15 protein-coding genes are annotated in these 20091 nt (G+C 72.6%); 5 read left to right on the top strand and 10 right to left on the bottom strand.

Annotated features, from left to right (window positions below; translation table 11 throughout):
- Positions 1–56: 56 nt before the first annotated feature.
- The 5 genes from Q0P88_RS08160 to Q0P88_RS08140 form a co-directional block, all read right to left on the bottom strand.
- Positions 57–809 (bottom strand): sugar phosphate isomerase/epimerase, encoded by a 753-nt coding sequence (locus tag Q0P88_RS08160; protein ID WP_295012935.1) that lies wholly within the window; start codon positions 807–809, stop codon positions 57–59.
- 95 nt (positions 810–904) lie between these two features.
- Positions 905–1771 (bottom strand): sugar phosphate isomerase/epimerase, encoded by an 867-nt coding sequence (locus tag Q0P88_RS08155; protein WP_295012933.1) that lies wholly within the window; start codon positions 1769–1771, stop codon positions 905–907.
- Positions 1768–3027 carry a dihydrodipicolinate synthase family protein gene (locus tag Q0P88_RS08150; RefSeq protein ID WP_295012931.1) on the bottom strand — a complete coding sequence of 420 codons (1260 nt, stop codon included), beginning with the start codon at positions 3025–3027 and terminating at the stop codon, positions 1768–1770. The genes Q0P88_RS08155 and Q0P88_RS08150 overlap by 4 nt, the downstream gene beginning before the upstream one ends.
- Before the next feature lie 11 nt (positions 3028–3038).
- Positions 3039–4166 (bottom strand): Gfo/Idh/MocA family protein, encoded by a 1128-nt coding sequence (locus tag Q0P88_RS08145; RefSeq protein WP_295013041.1) that lies wholly within the window; start codon positions 4164–4166, stop codon positions 3039–3041.
- Positions 4167–4745: 579 nt separating this feature from the next.
- The gene (locus Q0P88_RS08140) at positions 4746–5756 is read right to left on the bottom strand and encodes a LacI family DNA-binding transcriptional regulator (RefSeq protein WP_295013040.1); all 1011 of its coding nucleotides are present in this window, start codon (positions 5754–5756) and stop codon (positions 4746–4748) included.
- A gap of 253 nt (positions 5757–6009) precedes the next feature.
- Here Q0P88_RS08140 and galT point away from each other — a divergent pair, with 253 nt between their 5' ends.
- The 4 genes from galT (at position 6010) to Q0P88_RS08120 (ending at position 11074) form a co-directional block, all read left to right on the top strand.
- Positions 6010–7260 carry a galactose-1-phosphate uridylyltransferase gene (gene galT, locus Q0P88_RS08135; RefSeq protein WP_295012929.1) on the top strand — a complete coding sequence of 417 codons (1251 nt, stop codon included), beginning with the start codon at positions 6010–6012 and terminating at the stop codon, positions 7258–7260.
- Between the two features lie 35 nt (positions 7261–7295).
- Complete coding sequence (gene galK / locus Q0P88_RS08130) at positions 7296–8471, top strand: galactokinase (RefSeq protein ID WP_295012927.1); 1176 nt, start codon at positions 7296–7298, stop codon at positions 8469–8471.
- Between the two features lie 79 nt (positions 8472–8550).
- Positions 8551–9525, top strand: a complete 975-nt coding sequence (galE, locus tag Q0P88_RS08125) for a UDP-glucose 4-epimerase GalE (RefSeq protein WP_295012925.1) — start codon at positions 8551–8553, stop codon at positions 9523–9525.
- Between the two features lie 55 nt (positions 9526–9580).
- A complete protein-coding gene (locus Q0P88_RS08120) occupies positions 9581–11074 on the top strand; it encodes a carboxylesterase/lipase family protein (protein WP_295012923.1) in 1494 nt (497 codons plus the stop codon).
- A 375-nt stretch (positions 11075–11449) separates the two neighbouring features.
- Here Q0P88_RS08120 and Q0P88_RS08115 read toward each other — a convergent pair whose 3' ends face one another.
- On the bottom strand, positions 11450–14938 hold the full coding sequence (locus Q0P88_RS08115; protein ID WP_295012921.1) for a bifunctional proline dehydrogenase/L-glutamate gamma-semialdehyde dehydrogenase: 3489 nt from the start codon (positions 14936–14938) through the stop codon (positions 11450–11452).
- A gap of 300 nt (positions 14939–15238) precedes the next feature.
- Here Q0P88_RS08115 and Q0P88_RS08110 point away from each other — a divergent pair, with 300 nt between their 5' ends.
- Positions 15239–16120 carry a LysR family transcriptional regulator gene (locus Q0P88_RS08110; protein ID WP_295012919.1) on the top strand — a complete coding sequence of 294 codons (882 nt, stop codon included), beginning with the start codon at positions 15239–15241 and terminating at the stop codon, positions 16118–16120.
- Positions 16121–16189: 69 nt separating this feature from the next.
- Here the strand turns inward: Q0P88_RS08110 and Q0P88_RS08105 are convergent, their stop codons facing one another.
- The 4 genes from Q0P88_RS08105 to Q0P88_RS08090 all read right to left on the bottom strand — a co-directional run bounded on the left by Q0P88_RS08105 (position 16190) and on the right by Q0P88_RS08090 (position 20059).
- Entirely contained in the window at positions 16190–17098 is a 909-nt protein-coding gene (locus tag Q0P88_RS08105; RefSeq protein WP_295012917.1) for a site-specific DNA-methyltransferase, read from the bottom strand.
- A 188-nt stretch (positions 17099–17286) separates the two neighbouring features.
- Positions 17287–18336, bottom strand: a complete 1050-nt coding sequence (locus tag Q0P88_RS08100) for a lipoyl protein ligase domain-containing protein (protein ID WP_295012916.1) — start codon at positions 18334–18336, stop codon at positions 17287–17289.
- Positions 18337–18386: 50 nt separating this feature from the next.
- The gene (locus Q0P88_RS08095; RefSeq protein WP_295012914.1) at positions 18387–19256 is read right to left on the bottom strand and encodes an alpha/beta fold hydrolase; all 870 of its coding nucleotides are present in this window, start codon (positions 19254–19256) and stop codon (positions 18387–18389) included.
- A gap of 59 nt (positions 19257–19315) precedes the next feature.
- Complete coding sequence (locus Q0P88_RS08090; protein WP_295012912.1) at positions 19316–20059, bottom strand: copper homeostasis protein CutC; 744 nt, start codon at positions 20057–20059, stop codon at positions 19316–19318.
- Between the last annotated feature and the right edge of the window lie 32 nt (positions 20060–20091).

Genomic DNA, 20091 nt, shown 5'->3' with positions numbered 1-20091 from the left:
AGCCTAGCGCGTGCGGCCTGTGCGCCATCAGGCCAGGGGCGACCGATCCCGGCGACTCATCCGAGATATCGCCGCAGGACCGCCGCCTCGCCGTCGAGCAGGCCGAGGTCGTCGTCCGGAACGAACTCGAGCAGCGCGTCCCGCGGAGGGATCGGCGCCACCGTCGCCGTCGCGAAGAACCGCCGCCAGAGCTCGTCCCTCGCGCGCAGGGGCAGCCGCTCCCCCGCCGGCCACCAGGAGAAGACGTGCACCGCCGAGACCCGGTCCGCGATCGTCTCATAGTGCGCGAGGGCGAGGTCGTCCGGAGCCGAGACGGCCGGCTGCCAGTACGTCGACAGGTTCGGCGCGCCGACCTCGTCGAGCACACGCAGGGTCTGCACGTCGTCGTCCGCCAGGGTTCCGCCGTGGAACTCCAGTGCGAGCCCCATCCCGCGCGCGGACGCCGCATCGGCCGCGCGGGTCAACGCATCGACGACCCAGGCCCGCTCGGAAGCGCCCGCCGCAGCCGATCCGGTCCGTCCCGCCCAGACGCGGATCCGATCCGTGCCGAGCGCCTCCGCCGCGTCCAGGATCGGCGCGATCTCCTCCCCCGGACCGGCCCGGAAGTACGAGCCGTAGGAGCAGACGGCGAGCCCGGCGTCCGCCGTGGCTCTGGCGACCTCCGTCGCGCGCCGGATGTCGCCCGGCGGCACGTGCACGTCGCCGCCCCATTCCACGACCTCGAGCCCTGCCCGTGCGGCCGCGTCGGCGATCTGCGCCGGCGCGAGCTCGCGGAAGGTGACGGAACACAGTCCAGGACGGATGCGCATGGGGTCAGCCTCTCATGTCGTTTCTCGTTCGCATTCCCCGGTGGATCCCTCGGAGCTCCCTGCGCGGTTCGGGTGCGTCTGCCTCTCGCGCGGGGTCACCGAAGATGCGGTGTGATCGTGGCGCCGAAGGTCTCGGCCGTGCGGCGGACGACCTGGGCCGGATCCTGCGCCCAGACGTCGGCGTTGAAGATCTCGACCTCGATGTCGCGGTCGTAGCCGGTCGCCATGACGGCCCGGGTCAGGGATCCGAAGTCGATGACGCCGTCTCCGGGGTAGTGGCGGCCGAGCAGCACGTCGGCGGGCAGCGGCGTCTTCCAGTCGCACACCTGATACGTCGCGATCCGGTCCTCGCGGCCGGCGCGCGCGATCTGGTCGAGCACCTGCGGATCCCACCAGATGTGGAACGTGTCGACCGCGGCGCCGACGACCGCCGGGTCGAAGTCCGCCGCGATGTCGAGCGCCTGGCCGAGGGTGGACACGACGCACCGGTCGGATCCGAACATCGGGTGCAGCGGCTCGATCGCGAGCGTCACGCCCGCGGCGGCCGCGTCGGCGGACAGCACGCCGATCGCGTCGCGCACGCGCTCCCTTGCTCCGACGAGGTCGCGCGATCCCTCGGGCAGGCCACCCGCGACGAGCACGAGCACCGCGGTGGATCCCTCGGCTCCGGCGGCGGCCAGGGTCGCGGTCTCCTCGATCGCGCGGCGGTTGTCGTCGAGCGCGGCGACGCGCTCGGGCCCCTCCGGCAGCGTGAAGAACCCACCCCGGCAGTGCGTGGTGAAGCGCAGCCCGGATCCGGCGAGCATCCGCGCCGCCTCGTCGAGACCGACCTCGTGCACGGGCTCGCGCCAGAGGCCGATGCCCTGCAGGCCCGCCTCGGCGGTCACCCGGAGCGCGGTCGCGAGGTCGGCGTACTTGATCGTGGCCTGGTTGATCGACAGGCGCGGGTCGACAGCGGTCACGCGTTCACCCCGTTCAACGCGAGCATGCCGTGCCAGCGCTCGCGGGCGAGCTCCGGATCCTCCAGCGCCAGCGAGGCGTTCGCGAGCTCCACGATGCGACTGAGGTGCGGCAGGCTGCGCGCGGAGTGCAGGCCGCCCACCATCTGGAACGCGGGCTGATGCCCGTTCAGCCAGGAGAGGAAGGCGACGCCGGTCTTGTAGTAGAACGTCGGCGCCGCGAAGACCTGACGGCTGAGCTCCTCGGTCGGTCCGAGGATCTCCCGGTACCGGGACGGATCCCCTGCGTCGAGCGCCTGGATCGCCGCCGAGGCGACCGGCGTGATCGCCGCGAACGCGCCGAGCAGCGCGTCGGAGTGTCCCCCTCCGGTCGTTGAGCGAGCGAAGCGAGACGAAACGCGGCGCCCTGCAGACGACCGCGTTTCGTCTCGGTCGGCTTCGCCGTCCTCGCTCAAGGACCCCGTGGTGTCGCCGCCGATCAGGCCGACGTAGTTGAAGTCGTCGCCGGTGAACATGCGCACACCCTCGGGGAGCCGCTCGCGCACCGCGATCTCGGACTCCGCATTCAGCAGGCTCATCTTCACGCCCGCGACCTTCCCCGGGTTCTCGGCGATGATCTGCAGCAGCGTCTCGGACGCCTCCCGCCAGTCGGCGGATCCGAAGTACCCCTCCAGCTCCGGATCGAACGCGGTGCCGAGCCAGTGCAGGACGACCGGGGTGGTCGCCCGCTGCAGCACCGCCGCGTACACGCGCAGGTAGTCGGTGCGCGACTCCGCGACGCGGGCGAGATGACGGGAAGCCATGAGCACCGGCCCCGCGCCCTGTTCCTCGGTGAAGTGCAGCTGGTCGACATAGGCGTCGATCACCTGCGGCAGCGGGATGCGCTCCTCATCGACGTGGTCGGTGTTCACCCCGACGACGACGGATCCGCCCTCCTCGCGCGCCACCTGGGCGCTGCGGGCGATCAGCTCGCGAGTGGCCGTTGCGTCGAGCCCCATGTTGCGCTGCGCGGTGTCCATCGCGTCGGCGACGCCGAGCCCCCAGAAGTACACGTTGCGGCGGAACGCGAGCGTGGCATCCCAGTCGACGTCGGCCGGCTGCCCGGGGGTGTTGTCGGCGTACGTCTTCGGCACCACGTGGGCGGCGGCGTAGGCGACGCGGCTGTGCAGCGGTGCGGTCGGACGCGCGTAGGCGCCGGAGTCGTTGAGCGCGGCCTCGGAGGTCGCCCCGTCGGCCGAGAGGAGGCGGATCGTCGTCATCGGATCCGCTCTCAGTCCAGGCTCAGCGCGGGCAACGCGATCTTGCGTCCCTCGGCGGAGGAGCGCAGACCCGCCTCGGCGAGCTGCACGCCGCGGGCACCAGCGAGCAGGTCGAAGGCGTAGTCGGTGCCCAGCACGTAGGAGGCGAGGTACTCCTCCCACTGCTGACGGAAGCCGTTGAGGAAGACGTCGTTCACGGGCACCTCTGCCCAGTCCGCGTCGTAGTCGTGCTCGTCGGCGAGGTCGGGGTTCCACACCGGCTTCGGAGTGGCGTTGCGGTGCTGGATCTTGGCCCCGAACAGACCGACCACGGCGGATCCGTGCGTGCCGTCGACCTGGAATTCGACCAGCTCGTCGCGGTTCACGCGCACGGTCCAGCTGGAGTTGATCTCGGCGACGGTGCCGCCCTCGAGCTCGAAGATGCCGTAGGCGGCGTCCTCGGCGGTCGCGGTGTAGTGCGCGCCCTTCTCGTCCCAGCGGTCGGCGATGTGCACGGCAGCCTGCGCGTACACGCTCTTCACCTCGCCGAACAGGTTCTCCAGCACGTAGTTCCAGTGCGGGAACATGTCGCTGATGATGCCGCCGCCGTCCTCGGTGCGGTAGTTCCAGCTGGGACGCTGCGCCGGCTGCCAGTCGCCCTCGAACACCCAGTAGCCGAACTCGCCGCGCACCGAGAGGATCCGCCCGAAGAAGCCCGAGTCGATGAGGCGCTTGAGCTTCTGCAGGCCCGGCAGGTAGAGCTTGTCGTGCACGACGCCCGTCTTCACGCCCGCCGTCCGCGCCAGACGCGCGAGCTCCAGGGCCTCCTCGACCGACTCCGCCGTGGGCTTCTCGGTGTAGATCGCCTTGCCCGCGGCGATGGCCTTGCGGATCGCGGTCGCGCGGGCCTTGGTCACGAGGAAGTCGGCGTAGATCTCCCACTGGGGATCCGCGAGCGCGGCGTCGAGGTCGGTCGTGTAGTCGGCGATGCCGTGGCGGGCCGCCAGCTCGGCGAGCTTCTGCTCACCGCGGCCGACGAGGAGCGGCTTGACCGTGACGCGGGTGCCGTCGGGCAGCTCGATGCCGCCCTGGTCGCGGATGGCGAGGATCGAGCGCACCAGGTGCTGGCGGTAGCCCATGCGCCCGGAGACGCCGTTCATGATGATGCCGATCTCTCGGGTACTGCCATCCGTCACGATTCCTCCAGGTGGTGTCGATGTGTGCGCCGGGTGTCTGCGTACGCCGGGCGATGCCTGCGCCGGACGATGTGTGCGCCGGTTCGATGCCTGCGTGCGCTGGGCGATAGGTGCGTGCGCCGTGTCTAAACCGGCTATAGCTTGTTGGGTAAGCGCTTTCCCACATGCATACTGTGCCACGGGTATACGCTTTCCGCAAGCCGCGGGTTCCGCCCAAACCACTCCTGTCCCCAAACCCTCCCGCATCCACTCCCGCCGCAAAAGGGTGCCAGGCACAACCGGTGCCAGGCGCAACCGCACCCCGGTGCATCCATCCGCATCCGCTCCCATCGCAAAAGGGACCGCTCACATCTGTTCCGGTCGCACTAAATGCCGCTATCCCGGCGCTGGAACGGCATCCTTTGCGACGCGAGCGACGGCTACCGGCGGCCGTCACCTCCCCCGGCGAGCTACTGCCCCGAAGAGCCACCAGCTGCGACCGCGTTGGCGACGTCGCGTCCGCGACGAGCGACGACCGACCTCAAGGGCGAGGGATGTCCGGGACTAGGCGCTCGCGCGCAAGATCAGCGCCGGAGCAAGGAGCGCCGGATTCGCACCGGCGGCATGCGGGGCCCGGCCCGCGCGCTCGTCGCCACCCGCACGCTCGTCGCTGCCCGCGCCCTCGACGCGGTCCACGAGGATGCGCACCGCACGCTCGCCCAGGGCCGCGAAGTCCTGCCGGACGGTGCTGAGGGGCGGGCGGAACTCCGCCGCGTCGGCGATGTCGTCGAAGCCGAGCACCGCGACGTCGTCGGGGACGCGCCGCCCCGCGTCCGCGACAGCCCGCAACAGGCCGAGCGCCATCTGGTCGTTCGCGGCGAAGACGGCCGTGACGTCGGGATCCGCAGCGAGCACCGCGCCCCGGCGATAGCCGTCCGCCGCCGACCAGTCGCCGCGCAGCGGATCCGGGGCGCGCAGGCCCCGTGCGGCGAGCTCGCCCCGCCAGCCGCGTTCGCGTTCGGCCGCCGCGAAGGAACCCGCCGGGCCGGCCAGGTGGTGCACGGTGGCGACCCCGCGGTCGAGAAGGTGCGCCGTCGCGATCCGGGCGCCCTCGGCATGGTCGGTGCCGATGACGGCGAATCGGGGATCCGGAGGCGCGTCGACCACGACGAGGACGAGACCGCCCGGATCCGCGTCCCCGGCGAGCGCGGAGGCCTCGTTGAGCACGATCGCCCCGTCGACGCCCTGATCGTGAAGTCGGTCGAAGGCCTCGCTGATCCGGCCCTCAGCCCCCAGCGTGACGAGGGCGAGAGCGTATCCGCGCGACTCCGCGGCCTCAGCGACGGCCTGCAGCATGCGCGAGTTCCCGACCGTGGCGAGGGTCTGCGCGACCACGCCGAGCGTGCGCGAACGTCCGGTGCGCAGGGCGCGGGCGGCGCGATGAGGGCGGTATCCGAGCTCGGCCATGGCCGCCTCGACCCGGATGCGCGTCGAGGGATCGACGCGCGGACTGTCGTTCACGACCCGAGAGACCGTCTGACCGCTCACGCCGGCGCGCGCCGCGACCATCGCCATCGACACGCGTCCGCTCGGCCGCGGTCCTCGCTGCGCACGCGGCGTCACCGCGTCTCCGGCGATCCGGCCCAGCGCGTCCAGCTCGTCCTCGTGTCGCGACATCCTCACCCTTCCCGATCCCCCACGTCCGACATCCCGGGGGCCCACCGACCCGCACTGACGGACCCCTGGTCGCCCGCCCGCGCGGCCACCCGAACCCCACACAGGATTGTTGACGCTATCACGTGTTGTGTCGTACCGTGTTTACGTGAACATGGACTTTGATCCTGCGTGGGGCACGAGCGCCGATCCCGACCGCGCCGGGACCGCCACGACGGTCGCGGCCACGACGGTCACCGCCCTCGGTGCCGGAGTGATCCGGCGATCCACGCGACTGGCCGACGGCCGTGACCTGGTCTACTACGACGACCCCGGCACGTCCGTCGGCCCCGAGCGTCGTATCGACGCGCGGATCCTGGACCCACGGCCGGAGACGGCGACCATGCGGCAGGACGTGCTCAGCGGGGACTGGATCACCTTCGCCACCGCGCGGCAGAGTCGCGTGATGATGCCGGGCGCCGACGCGGATCCGCTGGCCCCGCAGTCGTCGGCGAACCCCTCCGAGGTGCCCTCGCGCTACGACGTGGCCGTGTTCGAGAACCGCTCCCCGGCCTTCGGGCCCGCCCTGACCCGGGCGATCGGGGCCGCGCCGACGGCGGCCGACCCGCCGCACGGCCTCGGCGACCTGGAGGAGCTCGGACTCGGGCGCACCCGCTCCAGCGTCGGCCGGTGCGAGGTCGTGTGCTTCAGCCCCGAGCCCGCCGGATCCTTCGGCACCCTGACCGTCACCCGCGCGCGCACCGTGATCGAGGCCTGGGCGGACCGCACGTCGGCCCTGTCGGCGCTGCCCGGCGTCGAACAGGTCTTCCCGTTCGAGAACCGCGGTGAGGCGATCGGGGTCACACTGCCGCACCCGCACGGTCAGATCTACGCCTACCCCTACGTCACGCCGCGCACCCAGCGTCTGCGCGCGAGCATCGCGAGCGCCGGGCCTGACCTCCTCGCCCGTGTCCTCGAACGTGAGCAGCGGTCCGAGCGGGTCGTGCTGCAGGGCGAGCACTGGACCGCGTTCGTGCCGTTCGCCGCCCGCTGGCCGCTCGAGGTGCAGCTGCTGCCGCACCGGCACGTGCCCGACTTCTCCGAGCTGAGCGCCGCCGAGCGCGACGAGCTCGCCCCGCTCTACCTCCGGCTGCTCCGCGGTGTGGACGCCCTCTACGACACCCCGACGCCCTACATCGCGGCGTGGCACCAGGCCCCGGTCCGCGCCGACCGGGACACGATCCGCATGCGGCTCGAGCTCACGAGTCCCCGGCGCGCGGCCGACAAGCTCAAGTTCCTCGCCGGATCCGAGGCGGCGATGTCGGCCTGGACCTCCGAGGTCCTGCCGGAGGACGCGGCCGCCCGCCTGCGCGACGCGATCGCGTCCGTCCCCGAGCCGGCCCGGCCCGAGCGGGCGACCTCGTGAGCTATGCCCCACCGCCGACGATTCCGAGGAGCCCGATGACGGCCATCGACGACGCTCGCGCCCTGTTCCGCACGCTGACCGGGACGGAGCCGGCCGGCGCGTGGTCGGCGCCCGGCCGCGCCAACCTCATCGGCGAGCACACCGACTACAACGACGGCTTCGTGTTGCCGTTCGCGATCCCGCACCGCACCTACGCCGCGGCCGCGCCGCGCGGCGACGGGCGGATCCGCGTCGCGTCCACCTTCGCCGAGGAGCCGGTCGAGGTCGCGCTCGATGAGCTCGACCGACTGTTCCCCTCCGCCGGCGCGCCGGCCGTGCCCGAATGGGCCGCCTACCCGCTCGGGGTCGCGTGGGCGCTCCTGTCCCGGATCGACGGATCCGGCGTCTCCGGCATCGACCTCGCGATCGCGTCGGAGGTGCCGGTCGGCGCGGGGCTCTCCTCCTCGGCGGCGATCGAGGGCGCGACCGCCACGGCGCTCGACGCGGTGTGGGGTCTGGAGGCGGATCCGGTGGCCCTCGCGCTGGCCGGGCGCCGGGCCGAGAACGAGGCCGTGGGAGCGCCGACCGGGATCATGGACCAGATGGCCTCGATGCTCGGCGTCGCCGATGCGGTCACCTTCCTCGACTGCCGCACGCTCGAGGCGCGTTCGATCCCGACCGGGTTCGCCGACGCGGGGCTCGAGGTGCTCGTGATCGACACGCGGGTCTCGCACGCGCATTCGACGGGCGGATACCGCGAGCGGCGGGCGTCCTGCGAGCGCGGGGCCGCGGCGCTCGGCGTCGCCGCCCTGCGGGACCTGTCCGTGGCCGATCTGCCGCGCGCGCAGGCGTTGCTCGACCCGGTCGACTTCCGCCGGGTGCGGCACGTGGTGACGGAGGATCAGCGCGTCCTCGACACCGTCGCCGCGCTGACGGATCAGGGTCCTCGGGCGATCGGCGGGCTGCTCGTCGCCTCCCACGTCTCGATGCGGGACGACTTCGAGATCTCGACCCCCGAACTCGATCTGGCCGTCGAAACCGCGCTCGCACAGGGAGCGGTCGGGGCGCGCATGACCGGCGGAGGATTCGGCGGAGCGGCGATCGCGCTCCTGGACCGCTCGCTCGTCGCACCGGTCTCGGACGCGGTGCATGCCGCGTTCGCGGCCGCGGGCCACGCGGCGCCGCACGTGTTCACGGTGACGCCGTCCGCCGGCCCGCGCCGCGACGTCTGACCCGGGGCGGGCGGCGGATCCTCAGGTGCCCTGCTGACAGAATTGACCGGCGGAGATGCCCGACCCCGAAGGAGACCCCATGTCCTGGCTCGTGACCGGTGGCGCCGGCTATATCGGATCGCACGTCGTGCGCGCTCTCGCGGAGGCCGGGCTGACCCCGGTCGTCCTCGACGACCTGTCCAGCGGCCAGCCGTCGTTCGTCCCCGAGGGCGTCGCGCTGATCGAGGGCAGCATCCTCGACCGCGCCCTCGTCGAGGACACGCTGCGGGAGTACGCGGTGGAGGGCGTCATCCACGTCGCGGGGTTCAAGTACGCCGGCGTCTCGGTCGAGCGGCCGCTGCACACGTACGCCCAGAACGTCGAGGGCACGCGGGTCGTGCTCGAGGCGATGGCCGCGCGCGTCGACAAGATCGTGTTCTCGTCCAGCGCCGCGGTGTTCGGCACCCCCGACGTCCCGCTCGTCGTGGAGAGCACCCCGAAGCGCCCGGCGAGCCCGTACGGCGAGTCCAAGCTCATCGGCGAGTGGCTCCTGCGCGACCAGGGGATCGCGACCGCCGGATCCGCGCACCCTCTCGTGCACACCTCCCTGCGTTACTTCAACGTGGTGGGATCCGCCGATCCCTCCGTGCACGACGTGAGTCCGCACAACCTGTTCCCGATCGTCTTCGAGAAGCTGCTCGCCGGGGAGACGCCGCGGATCAACGGCGACGACTACGAGACGGAGGACGGCACGAACGTCCGCGACTACGTGCACGTGGGCGACATCGCACTCGCGCACGTCGCCGCCGCGCAGCGCATGATCGCGGGCCAGCCGGTCGAGCCCGCGTACAACCTCGGCTCCGGCGACGGTCTGTCGGTGCGCCAGATCATGGACGCGATGGCGCGGGTGACCGGGATCGACTTCGTGCCGGAGATCGGTCCGCGGCGCCCCGGCGACCCCGACCGCATCGTCGCGACCGGCGAACTGGCCGCCCGCGACCTCGACTGGCGTATGCGGCACAGTGTCGACGAGATGGTGCGCTCCGGCTGGGAGGCCCGCCGCAACGCCGGCTGAGACCGCGCGCCCGGGTAAGGCCGACGACGGACCTCGCGGCGGATACGCTGATCCGATGACCGCGGATGCCCCCCTCGCGCAGACCGACCGCGGCCCCGTCCGTGGTTTCTGGCGGGGCGAGCCGGGATCCCGAGGCGCCTCCGCGGCCTTTCTCGGGATCCCGTTCGCGGCCGCACCCGTGGGCGCGCGGCGGTTCGCCGCCCCGGAGCCGCCGGATCCGTGGACCGCGCCGCGCGACGCGACCGCGTTCGGCCCGACGGCCCAGCGCGGCGACAAAGGCGTGACGCTGATCCCCGAGCCGAGCATCCCCGGCGCCGCGACCCTCAACGTCAACGTCTTCACGCCGCGCCTGCCGGACGGCGGCGCGGACGACGGCTCCCTGCCGGTCCTGGTCTGGATCCACGGCGGCGGCTACGTCGACGGATCCCCCGCGAGCCCCTGGTACGACGGCGCGGCGTTCAACCGCGACGGCGTCGTGACGGTCACCCTCTCGTACCGCCTCGGCTTCGACGGTTTCGGGCTGATCGACGGCGCCCCGGCCAACCGGGGTGTGCTCGACTGGATCGCGGGGCTGGAGTGGGTGCAGCGCAACGTCGCGGCCTTCGGCGGGGATCCCGGACGGGTGACGATCGCCGGTCAGTCCGCGGGCGGCGGCGCGGTGCTGACCCTGCTCGGCCTCGCGCGCGCGCGGCCCCTGTTCCACGCGGCGATGGCCCTCTCCCCGGCGCTCGCCGACGTCACGCCGGACCTCGCACGACGCCGCACCGCGCGGCTTGCGCAGCTGCTCGACTGCGCCCCCACCGCGGACGGCTTCCGCACGATCCCCGAACGCCGCGTCATGCAACGCCAGCCCGTCGCCGCCCTGCTCGGCGCGAAGGGCCTGCGCGCCGTTCTGGACCCCCTCGTCTCGGGTCTGCCGTGGGGGCCGGTCATCGACGGGGACGTGCTGCCTCGGCCCGCGATCGACGCGCTCGCAGAGGGGATCGGCGCCGACAAGCCGCTGCTGCTGGGGGCGACCGACGACGAGTTCACGATGACGATGGATCGCGCGCCCCGGGCGCTCCGCCTGATCCCTGCGCCTCTCGCGCTGCGCGTGCTGAGCGACGACCGCTCGGTGCGGCGCGCCTATCTCGCGGCGAACCGGGCGCAGCGTCGTCGCGGCACCCCCGCCCTGCTCGGACGCTTCGTGACGGACCGGGTGTTCCGCTCGCTCGTGGTGCGCACGGCGCAGGCCCGCGGGGACGCCCCCACCTGGGCCTACCGCTTCGCGTGGGTCTCCCCCGCGAAAGGGTGGTCGTGCCATTGCCTCGACGTACCGTTCTGGTTCGACGTGCTCGACGACCCGTTCGTGGAGAGGCTGGCCGGGCCGACGCCACCGCAGCACCTCGCGACCGAGATGCACGCCGTGGCCGTGCGCTTCGCCTCAGAGGGCGATCCCGGATGGCCGCAGTGGCGCACGGATCCCGGGCTCAGCAGGGTGTTCGGCGGCGCCCCGGACGATCCGGTCCTCTCGGCGACCGCCTACGACGGCGCCCTCCCCCTGTCCTGACGCCGAACCTCAGGCCAGGGGCGATCCTGCCGGATGTCCAGAGCCGGTCAAGGAGCCCGCATCCGATTGCAACAACTCAGGACGGATCCGCTCTCCGCACCTGGATCGCGCCGTTCACGGCCTTCGCTCCCCCTCCATCCTGCGTTGCGGAAGCGCGCCCGACGCCTCCCCGGGGTCGTTGAGCGAGCACGGCCGCAGGCCGCGACGTCTCCCCGGGGTCGTTGAGCGAGCACGGCCGCAGGCCGCGCGAGACGAAACGCGGTGCCCTCGCGCGAAACGAAACGCGGTGCCCCGAAGAGCACCGCGTTCCATCCCGGTCTGCGCCTCCCTCGGTCTACGCCACCACCTCTCGACGCGCCCGAGCGGCGGATCCGATCACGAGATCGGATCCAGCAGCGGGATCTCGTAGCGGTGCGGCGTGCCGAAGCGATGGGCCGTGACCGAGACCGCCTGCTCCCGCAGGAAGGGCAGGATCTCGACGCGGCCGGCCGCGACGACGGGGTTCGCGTAGAGGGCGAGGCTCGGCGATCCGTCCACGGCCTCGGCCGTCGCGAGTGCCGCGGCGCCGACGAGACGCACGCGTCCGCCTCGCGCGGCAAGGCGCCGCGCGTGCGACGCCCAGGCCTCGGCGTCCTCCAGGGCGACCGTGACGTCGTGGGTGCCGAGCCAGGTCGCGACCGCGGTCGGCAGCGGCGCCGCGGCGCTCACCGTGACGCGCGCGCGGGCACGGCGACCGGCGGCGACGACGCGGATCAGCTCGGCGACCCGCTCGCCCTCGAAGCGCACCGTGACCGGTACGGCCTGGTAGCGCAGCGCGTTCTGCTCGGTGGTGAGTCCGGTGGCGTCGCGGACGACGCCGAACTCCGCCGCCCAGGCGTCGAGGTCGGTGGCGAGCGCGCCGCGCAGCCAGGCGATGTCGGCGTCCGCCTCGCCCGAGGCGGCGAGCGCGCCCACGGCCGAGGTCGCGAGTGCATCGAGCTCGCGCACGGTCGTGACGGGCGCGTCGACCCACTCGGAGAGTCCGACGAGGTAGTTCGGGCCCCCGGCCTTGGATCCGGCCCCAACGGCCGCCTTCTTCCAGCCGCCGAACGGCTGGCGCTGAACGATCGCGCCGGTGGTGCCGCGGTTGACGTACACGTTGCCCGCCTGGATCGCGGCGAGCCACTGCTGCACCTCGTCCTCGTCGAGCGAGTGCAGGCCCGAGGTGAGGCCGTAGTCGATGTCGTTGACGATGTCGATCGCCTCGGCGAGCGAATCCGCGGTCATGATGCCCAGCACGGGTCCGAAGTACTCGACGCGGTGGAACTCGGATCCCCGTCGCACGCCGTCACGGATCCCCGGCCGCCAGAGCCGGCCGGCCTCGTCGAGCTTCTCGGGCTTCAGGAGCCAGCTCTCCCCCGGGTGCAGCGTGGTGAGCGCGCCAAGCAGCTTGCCCTCGGCGGGGCCGATGAGAGGTCCGATCCGGTTGGATCCGTCCTCGGGGGCGCCCACGTCGTACGCGCGCACCGCGTCGACGAGCTGGCGGCGGAACCGCTCCGAACGGGCGGCGGATCCGACCAGCACGACGAGCGACGCGGCGGAGCACTTCTGCCCCGCGTGCCCGAAGGCCGCGTAGGCGACGTCCTTCGCCGCCAGGTCGAGGTCGGCCGAGGGCGTGACGATGATCGCGTTCTTGCCGCTCGTCTCGGCGAGCAGCGGCAGGTCCTTGCGGAAGCCGCGGAAGAGCTCCGCGGTCTCGTAACCTCCGGTCAGGACGACCCGACCCACGGCCGCGTCGCTGACGAGCCGGGCGCCGAGGTCGCCGCGGTCGGGCCCGTCGAACTGCACGTACTGCAGGACGTCGCGCGGCACACCGGCCTCCCACAGGGCCTCCACCATGACCGCGCCGGAGCGACGCGCCTGGCGGGCCGGCTTGATGATCACCGGGGATCCGGTGGCGAGGGCGGAGAGGGTGGATCCGGCCGGGATCGCGACCGGGAAGTTCCACGGCGGAGTCACCACGGTCAGGCCCACCGGCTGCATCACGGCACCGTCGACGTCGGCGAGCGTCCGCGCGCTCTCGGCGTAGTAGTGCGCGAAGTCGATCGCCTCGGAGACCTCGGGGTCGCCCTGCTCGATGACCTTGCCCGCCTCGGATCCCATCACTTCGAGCAGGGCGGCGCGACGCTGCTCGAGCACGTCTCCGGCACGGTGCAGGATCGCGGCTCGTCCTTCGGCGCCGAGGGCGCGCCACGCCTCGCCTGCGGCGACGCCCGCAGCGATCGCCGCGTCGACCTCGGCGGTGGTGGTGAGCGTGTGGGCGGCGACGGTGTCGTCGCCGAGGGTCGAGCCGACCATCCGTGCGCGGATCGCGTCGCCCCAGGCCCGGTTCGGCGCGAGGGACGGATCCGTGTCGGGCGTGTTCTCGAACACGTACGAGCTCGGGTCGGTCGCGGGCACCGGAGCCGTCCGATCCTGCACGCGATTGGATCCGGGAACCTCCGTCGGGACCGTGCGCACGGAGGCGAGGAAGCGCTCCTTCTCACGGTCGAAGAGGGCGGGATCTGTGTCGAGGTCGAAGACCGCCGACATGAAGTTCTCCTGCGACGCCCCCTCCTCCAGCCGGCGGATGAGGTACGCGATCGCGACGTCGAACTCGTCGGGGTGCACGACCGGGGTGTAGAGCAGGAGGGAGCCGACGGTCCGCTTGATGACCTGCGCCTGCGCGGCGGCCATGCCCAGCAGCATCTCGAACTCGATCCCTCCGGTCACGCCGCGACGCTCGGCGAGCAGCCAGGCGAGCGCGATGTCGAAGAGGTTGTGCCCGGCGATGCCGATTCGCACGTTGCCGATGTGCTCGGGGCGCAGGGCGTACTCGAGCACGGCCTTGTAGGACGAGTCCGACTGCTGCTTCGACGACCAGGTGGCGAGCGGCCATCCGTGGGACTCGGCGTCGACGGTCTCCATGGGCAGGTTGGCGCCCTTGACGACGCGCACCTTGATCGGCGCGCCGCCGGCGGCCACGCGTGCCGCGGCCCACTCCTGGAGGCGGATCATGGCGCCGAGGGCATCGGGCAGGTACGCCTGCAGCACGATGCCCGCCTCGAGGCCCTGAAACTCCGGACGGTCCAGGATCGAGGTGAACACCGCGATCGTGAGGTCGAGGTCCTTGTACTCCTCCATGTCGAGGTTGATGAACTTCGACGCACCGGCCGCGGTGCCCTTCTGCGCGATGCGGTACAGCGGCAGCAGCGCCTCGGCCGCGTCCGCCACGGCCTCGTCGAAGGCCCAGGGGCTGTGCGGGGCGACGGTCGAGGACACCTTGATCGAGACGTAGTCGACGTCGTCGCGCTCGAGCAGACGGCGGGTTCCCTCCAGACGGCGCGCGGCCTCCTCGCGTCCCAGGATCGCCTCGCCGAGCAGGTTGATGTTGAGCTTCACGTCCTGCGTCTCGCGGATGTGCGCGATGGACTTGCCGAGCTTCTCGTCCCGCGCATCGACGATGAGGTGGCGCACCATCTGACGCAGCACCGCACGAGCGGCGGGCACGACGACCCCCGGCACGAGCGACGCGGTGGCGCCGCCGAGGCCGATCGCGGCCCGCATCGGCGCCGGGAGGAATCCGGGGGTGAGCGGCACGAGATCCTTGAGCTTCGCGGCCGCGACCGCGAGATCTTCCGGGCGCACGACGCCGTCGACGAACCCGACCGTGAAGTCGAGGCCGTTCGGGTCGCGCAGCACTCCGGCGAGGCGCTGACCGGCGGCGTCGACGGGAACCTCGCGGCTCTCGGCGAGCCAGGTCCTCACGAGCGCGACGGCGTCGTCGGCGAGGTCGGACAGATCGGTGAGGCCGGCAGCGGTGCCGGAGGGGGCGGTGGCGGTCATGGTTCCTCGTGGGTCAGGGACGCGCGCGCACGCGCGAGGGATGCTCTCAGCATGGATCCCCGATCCCTGCAGGAAAAGCGATCATTATTGATGGATATCATTCGGTAAAGTCGATGCATTGCGCAGGAGCTCGGCACCCCCGGGTCGTTGAGCGAGGACGCGAAGCGCCCGAGACAAAACGCCCCGCCCCCCGACCTCGACCTCGACCTCGGCACCCCCGGGGTCGTTGAGCGAGGACGCGAAGCGCCCGAGACGAAACGCCCCCGCCCGACACTCCGCACCGACAGAACGAGAGGCACCATGTTCGAACTGCGCCGCCTGCGCCTGCTGCACGAGTTCGCCCTGCGCGGCACGGTCGCGGCGGTGGCCGCATCGCTGTCGTACAGCCCTTCGACGATCTCGCAGCAGCTCGCCCTGCTCGAACGCGAGGCGGGCGTGGCCCTGCTCGAGCCCGACGGCCGACGGATCCGCCTGACGCCCGCGGGCCGCGCCCTCGCCGCACATGCGGCCCGCGCGCTGGAACTCGACGAGCTCGCCCGCGAGTCCCTGCGCCGCACCCCGATCGAGCCGGTGCGGATCAGCGCCATGCCCACCGCCGCGGAGACGATCGTCCCCTCGGCACTCACGGCCCTCTCCGCCGATCGCCCTGATCTGCGCGTGGAGATGACGGAGGCTCCGCCCGAGGAGGGCTTGTTCGAGCTGACCACGCGCCGCTTCGACCTCGTCATCGCCGAGCAGTATCCGGGGCACACGAGGGAGCGGCACGCCGGAACCGAGCATGCGCTGATCGGCGAGGATCCGATCCGTCTCGTCCTCCCTCTCGGCGAGGCGCCCTCGTCCCTCTCCGCGCTGCACGGCCGCGCATGGGTCATGGAACCGGTGGGATCCGCCGCCCGGCAATGGGCGGTTCAGCAGTGCCGGGCGGCCGGCTTCGAGCCCGACGTGCGCTTCGAGGCGGAGGATCTCACCGCGCACGTGCGCCTGATCGCCGCGGGGCACGCGGTGGGCATGCTCCCCGACCTCATCTGGGGGGACGAGCCGGCACCCGTCGCGCTCGCGGAGCTGCCCGGATCCCCGGTCCGGGAGATCTTCACGGCTGTCCGCACGGGCTCGGGATCCGCCGACGGGATCGGAGCCGTGCGCTCCGCCCTGGTGGACGCCTTCGCCCTGCACCGCCGCTGACCCCACTCCGCGGCCCGGACAGGCGCGCCGCACGCGCAGGTCGCGCCGCGCCGGGGTCCGTGCGGGGCATCAGCTCCCGGAGACCCCGCGGTCCGCGCGGAGCGTCGCGTGCGGGATCCGCCCCTGCATCACGCGGATGGCCTCGGGGTTCACGTCCACGAGCACCGCGTGACGGCCGAGGGCGGAGGCGACCGCCCCCGCGGTGCCGGATCCGGCGAACAGGTCCAGGATCCGGTCGCCCGGCCGGCTGGAGGCCTGGATCATCCGTCGCAGGATCCCCTCGGGCTTCTGGGTGGGATAGCCCGTCTTCTCCCGGCCCGTCGTCGGCACGATTGTGTGCCACCAGACGTCGGTGGGGAGTTTGCCCCGCGCGCGCTTCTCGGCGCTGACCAGGCTCGGGGCCATGTAGGGCTCGCGCTCGATGTCGTCGACGTTGAACACGTGCGCCCCCGGGGTCTTCACGTAGACGAGGATCGTGTCGTGCTTCGTCGGCCAGCGCGTGCGCGGCTTGGCGCCGTAGTCGTACGCCCAGATCAGCTCGTTGAGGAAGCAGTCGCGGCCGAACACCGCGTCGAGCATCACCTTGGCGTAGTGCGCCTCACGGTAGTCGAGGTGCAGGTAGAGCGTGCCGTCGTCGGCGAGCAGACGCCACGCCTCCTCCAGCCGCGGCATGAGGAAGTCGCCGTAGTCGTCGAAGCGGTCGTCGTACGCGTGCAGCAGTTCCCGCACCCGCTCGTAGCGGTGTCCGTGGAACCCGTGGTTCACCTCGCGCGCCCGTGCAGGGCGCAGGAGCTCCGGGGCCGCGGCGGCGGCGGGCTGGGGCGACGTGTCGGCGGGGCGGTCCGCCCGGCGGGTCGACACCGCGTGGCGCTCCTGGGTGCGGCCGGTATTGAAGGGCGGATCCAGGTACACCACCGTGAAGGACCCGTCGGGCAGGGTGGCGGCGACGTCGAGCGCCTCGCCCTGCACGATCTCCACGGAACCGAGCCCGCGTGAACCCTGCCCGGTAGAACCGAGCCCCTCGGCAGAACCCTGCCCCCCGGACCCGTCCACCCCGGACCCCTCCCCGGCAGAACCCCGCTCCCCAGAGCCGTTCCCGGACCCCGACGCCTCGTCACGGACTCGCTCGCGGGGCGTGTCGCCCGCCGGGGGCAGAGCGTCCTCGCTCACGGCACCCGGTGCAGCCACGCCTCGGTGCCGAACTTCGAGGCCACGAGCTCCTCGGCCGCCGCGTACTCCTCCGACGTGATGCCGCCGTCCTCGGCGCCCGTGATCGCGCGGAAGGTGTCCTTGAACCGCTCGATGATCTCTGCGCGGCTGAGGCCGGTCTGGCTGCGCAGCGGATCCACCCTCTTCGCCGCCGACGCCGTGCCCTTGTCGCTGAGCTTCTCCCGCCCGATCCGCAGCACCTCGGTCATGGTCTGACCGTCGATGTCGTAGGAGAGCGTGGCGTGGTGCAGCACCCCGCCGTTCGCGAGGCGCTTCTGCGCGGCGCCGCCGATCTTCCCGCTCGGCCCGGTGATGTCGTTGAGCGGCTGGTAGACCGCGTCGATGCCGAGAGAGCGCAGGGCCTGCAGCACCCAGTCGTCGAGGAAGGCGTACGAATCGGCGAACGTCATGCCCTGCACGAGCGACGCGGGGACGTAGAGCGAGTACGTGATGATCTGCCCCGCGGCCATCATCATCGCTCCCCCTCCGGAGATGCGGCGCACGACGTCGAAGCCGTGCGCGGACGCTCCCTGAGGGTCGACCTCGTTGCGGTACGACTGGAAGGATCCGATCACGACCGCCGACTCGTCCCACTCCCAGATGCGCAGGGTGGGCCGGCGCTCCCCCGCGCCGACGCGCGTGGTGAGCACCTCGTCGAGGGCGAGGTTCATCCGCGGCGAGACGGCCTTCTCGTGCACGATCTCCCAGTCGAAGTCGCGCCAGCCCGGCGCCGTGACGAGCGCACGGCGGACCGCGGTGCCGACGGCCTCCGGGGTGAGCCCGAGCAGTTGAGCGCCCTCGGGGAGCGCGGCGCGCACGGCCGCGGCGATCCCCGTCGCATCCGTCTCGGTGGGCAGCCCCGTGACCGCCGCGTTGATGCGATCCAGCGCGTCGTCCGGTTCGAGGAAGAAGTCGCCGGCGAGCCGGAAGTCGTCGATCGCCCCGTCGGTCACCTCGAAGTCGACGACGACGAGCTTGCCGCCAGGAACCTTGTACTCACCGTGCACCGCTCCAGCCTACGCGGGGCGGGAGCCGCGGGCGCGAGGGCGCTCGCTGCTCAGTCGCGCGCAGGGATCCGCGCGTCGAGCCAGGCGAGCAGATCCGCCCGCACCTCGTCCTGCTGCAGCTCGTGGAAGAGCTCGTGCCGGGCCTCCGGATAGACGAAGGTCGTGATGTCGGTGAGCCCGGAGCGGGCGCGGTAGTCGTCCGCGAGACGGTGCACGCTCCGGGGACCGCCGACCGGGTCGTCCCGCCCGACGAGCAGCAGCACGGGCACGTCCTTCGGGAAGTCCTTGCGCGGCCGGCCGTAGAGGCGGGCGGCCTCGATCGGTCCGAAGAGCTTCAGCAGGGGCGTCTCGGTCGTGAGCGGATCGTCGCGGAAGTCCCGCCACACCGCCGGATCCCGGCTGAGCCACTCGAGCCCGTCGGCCTCCGGCCCGGCCCACCGGGCGTTGAGCGGGCGGGCGTTGAGATCGCGGATCGTGCGACGGGCGGATCCCGACAGGATCACCGCGTCGTAGGCCTCGGGGTGGGCGTCGAGCACCATCTGCGCGAGGAAGGACCCCCAGGAGTGGCCCAGGAGCACGAGCGGCAGATCGGGGTGCTCCGCACGGATGAGCTCGGTCAGCTGCCAGACCGCGGCGGCCGCGGCGCGGAGCCCGCCGGGCCCGAGCCGGCCCAGGCGGGCGGCGTCCCCGTGCTGGCGCATGCCGGTGCGGCCGTGCCCGCGGTGGTCGTCCGCGTAGACGTGGAAACCGGCAGCCGTCAGCGCGTCGATCGTGCGCACGTAGCGACCGGCGTGCTCGCCGACGCCGTGCAGGAGCTGCACCACCCCGCGCGCCGGTGTCCCCTGCGGGGCGAGGTGCACGTCGTAGACGATCTCGATGCCGTGTTCGTCGGTGAATGCGGCGGTGCGGGGCTCTGCCATGAGCCTGAGTCTACGGATTCCCGCCTCGCTCCCCGACCCCGCCGACGACGGTCCGGGTGTCAGAGCCCGAGCGCCGCCCGCACGGCCCTGGCCTCGTCGAGGTCGGTGACCTCGTGACCGCCGACGCCGTCGTCCGCCGAGCCCATGCGCACCCCGCCGTCCGCGGTGATCACGCGCTTGGCCGAGAAGTGCAACGCGTCCACTCCGGTCGCCGCGATCGAGGCCGCATTCTCGGCGGTGACGCCGCTGCCCGCCATGACCTCGATGGCGCCGTCCGCCGCCGCGACGAGCGCCCGCAGCGTGTCGAGACCGTCGAGCGCCGCGGAGGCTCCTCCCGACGTGAGCACGCGCGTGAGGCCCAGCTCCCGTGCGATCTCCAGCGCCGCGCGGGGATCCGGCGTCACGTCGATCGCGCGGTGCAGCGTCACGGCCGCACCCTCCCGCACCGTGCGTGCGGCGTCGCGAAGGCGCTCCAGCGCCTGCGTGTCGAGCTCGCCCGTGGCGGTCTGCGCGCCGATCACGACGCCCGAGGCCCCGTGCGCCAGCATCCACTGCACGTCGCGCACGGTGGCCGCGATCTCCTCGGCGTCGTAATGGAACCCTCCGGCGCGGGGACGCACGAGCACGTGCACCTCAGGCCCGTCATGACCCGCCGCGTCGAGTGCGAGCTCGAGCGTCGCGGGCGACGGCGTCACCCCGCCCAGGGCGAGGGCGTGCGTCAGCTCGACGCGGGCGGCGCCGATCTGACGGGCGACGCGCACACCGGCGGCGTCCTGGACGGCGACTTCGAGGGCGAGGGGCATGGATCCATTCTTCCCGACGCCCTCCGTCGCCA

Origin of the sequence: uncultured Microbacterium sp. (genome assembly GCF_945952435.1) — a bacterium.
Taxonomy (GTDB): Bacteria; Actinomycetota; Actinomycetes; order Actinomycetales; family Microbacteriaceae; genus Microbacterium.
The sequence above is the reverse complement of the archived record's forward strand: the minus strand, read 5'-3'. Positions and strand labels throughout refer to the sequence as shown.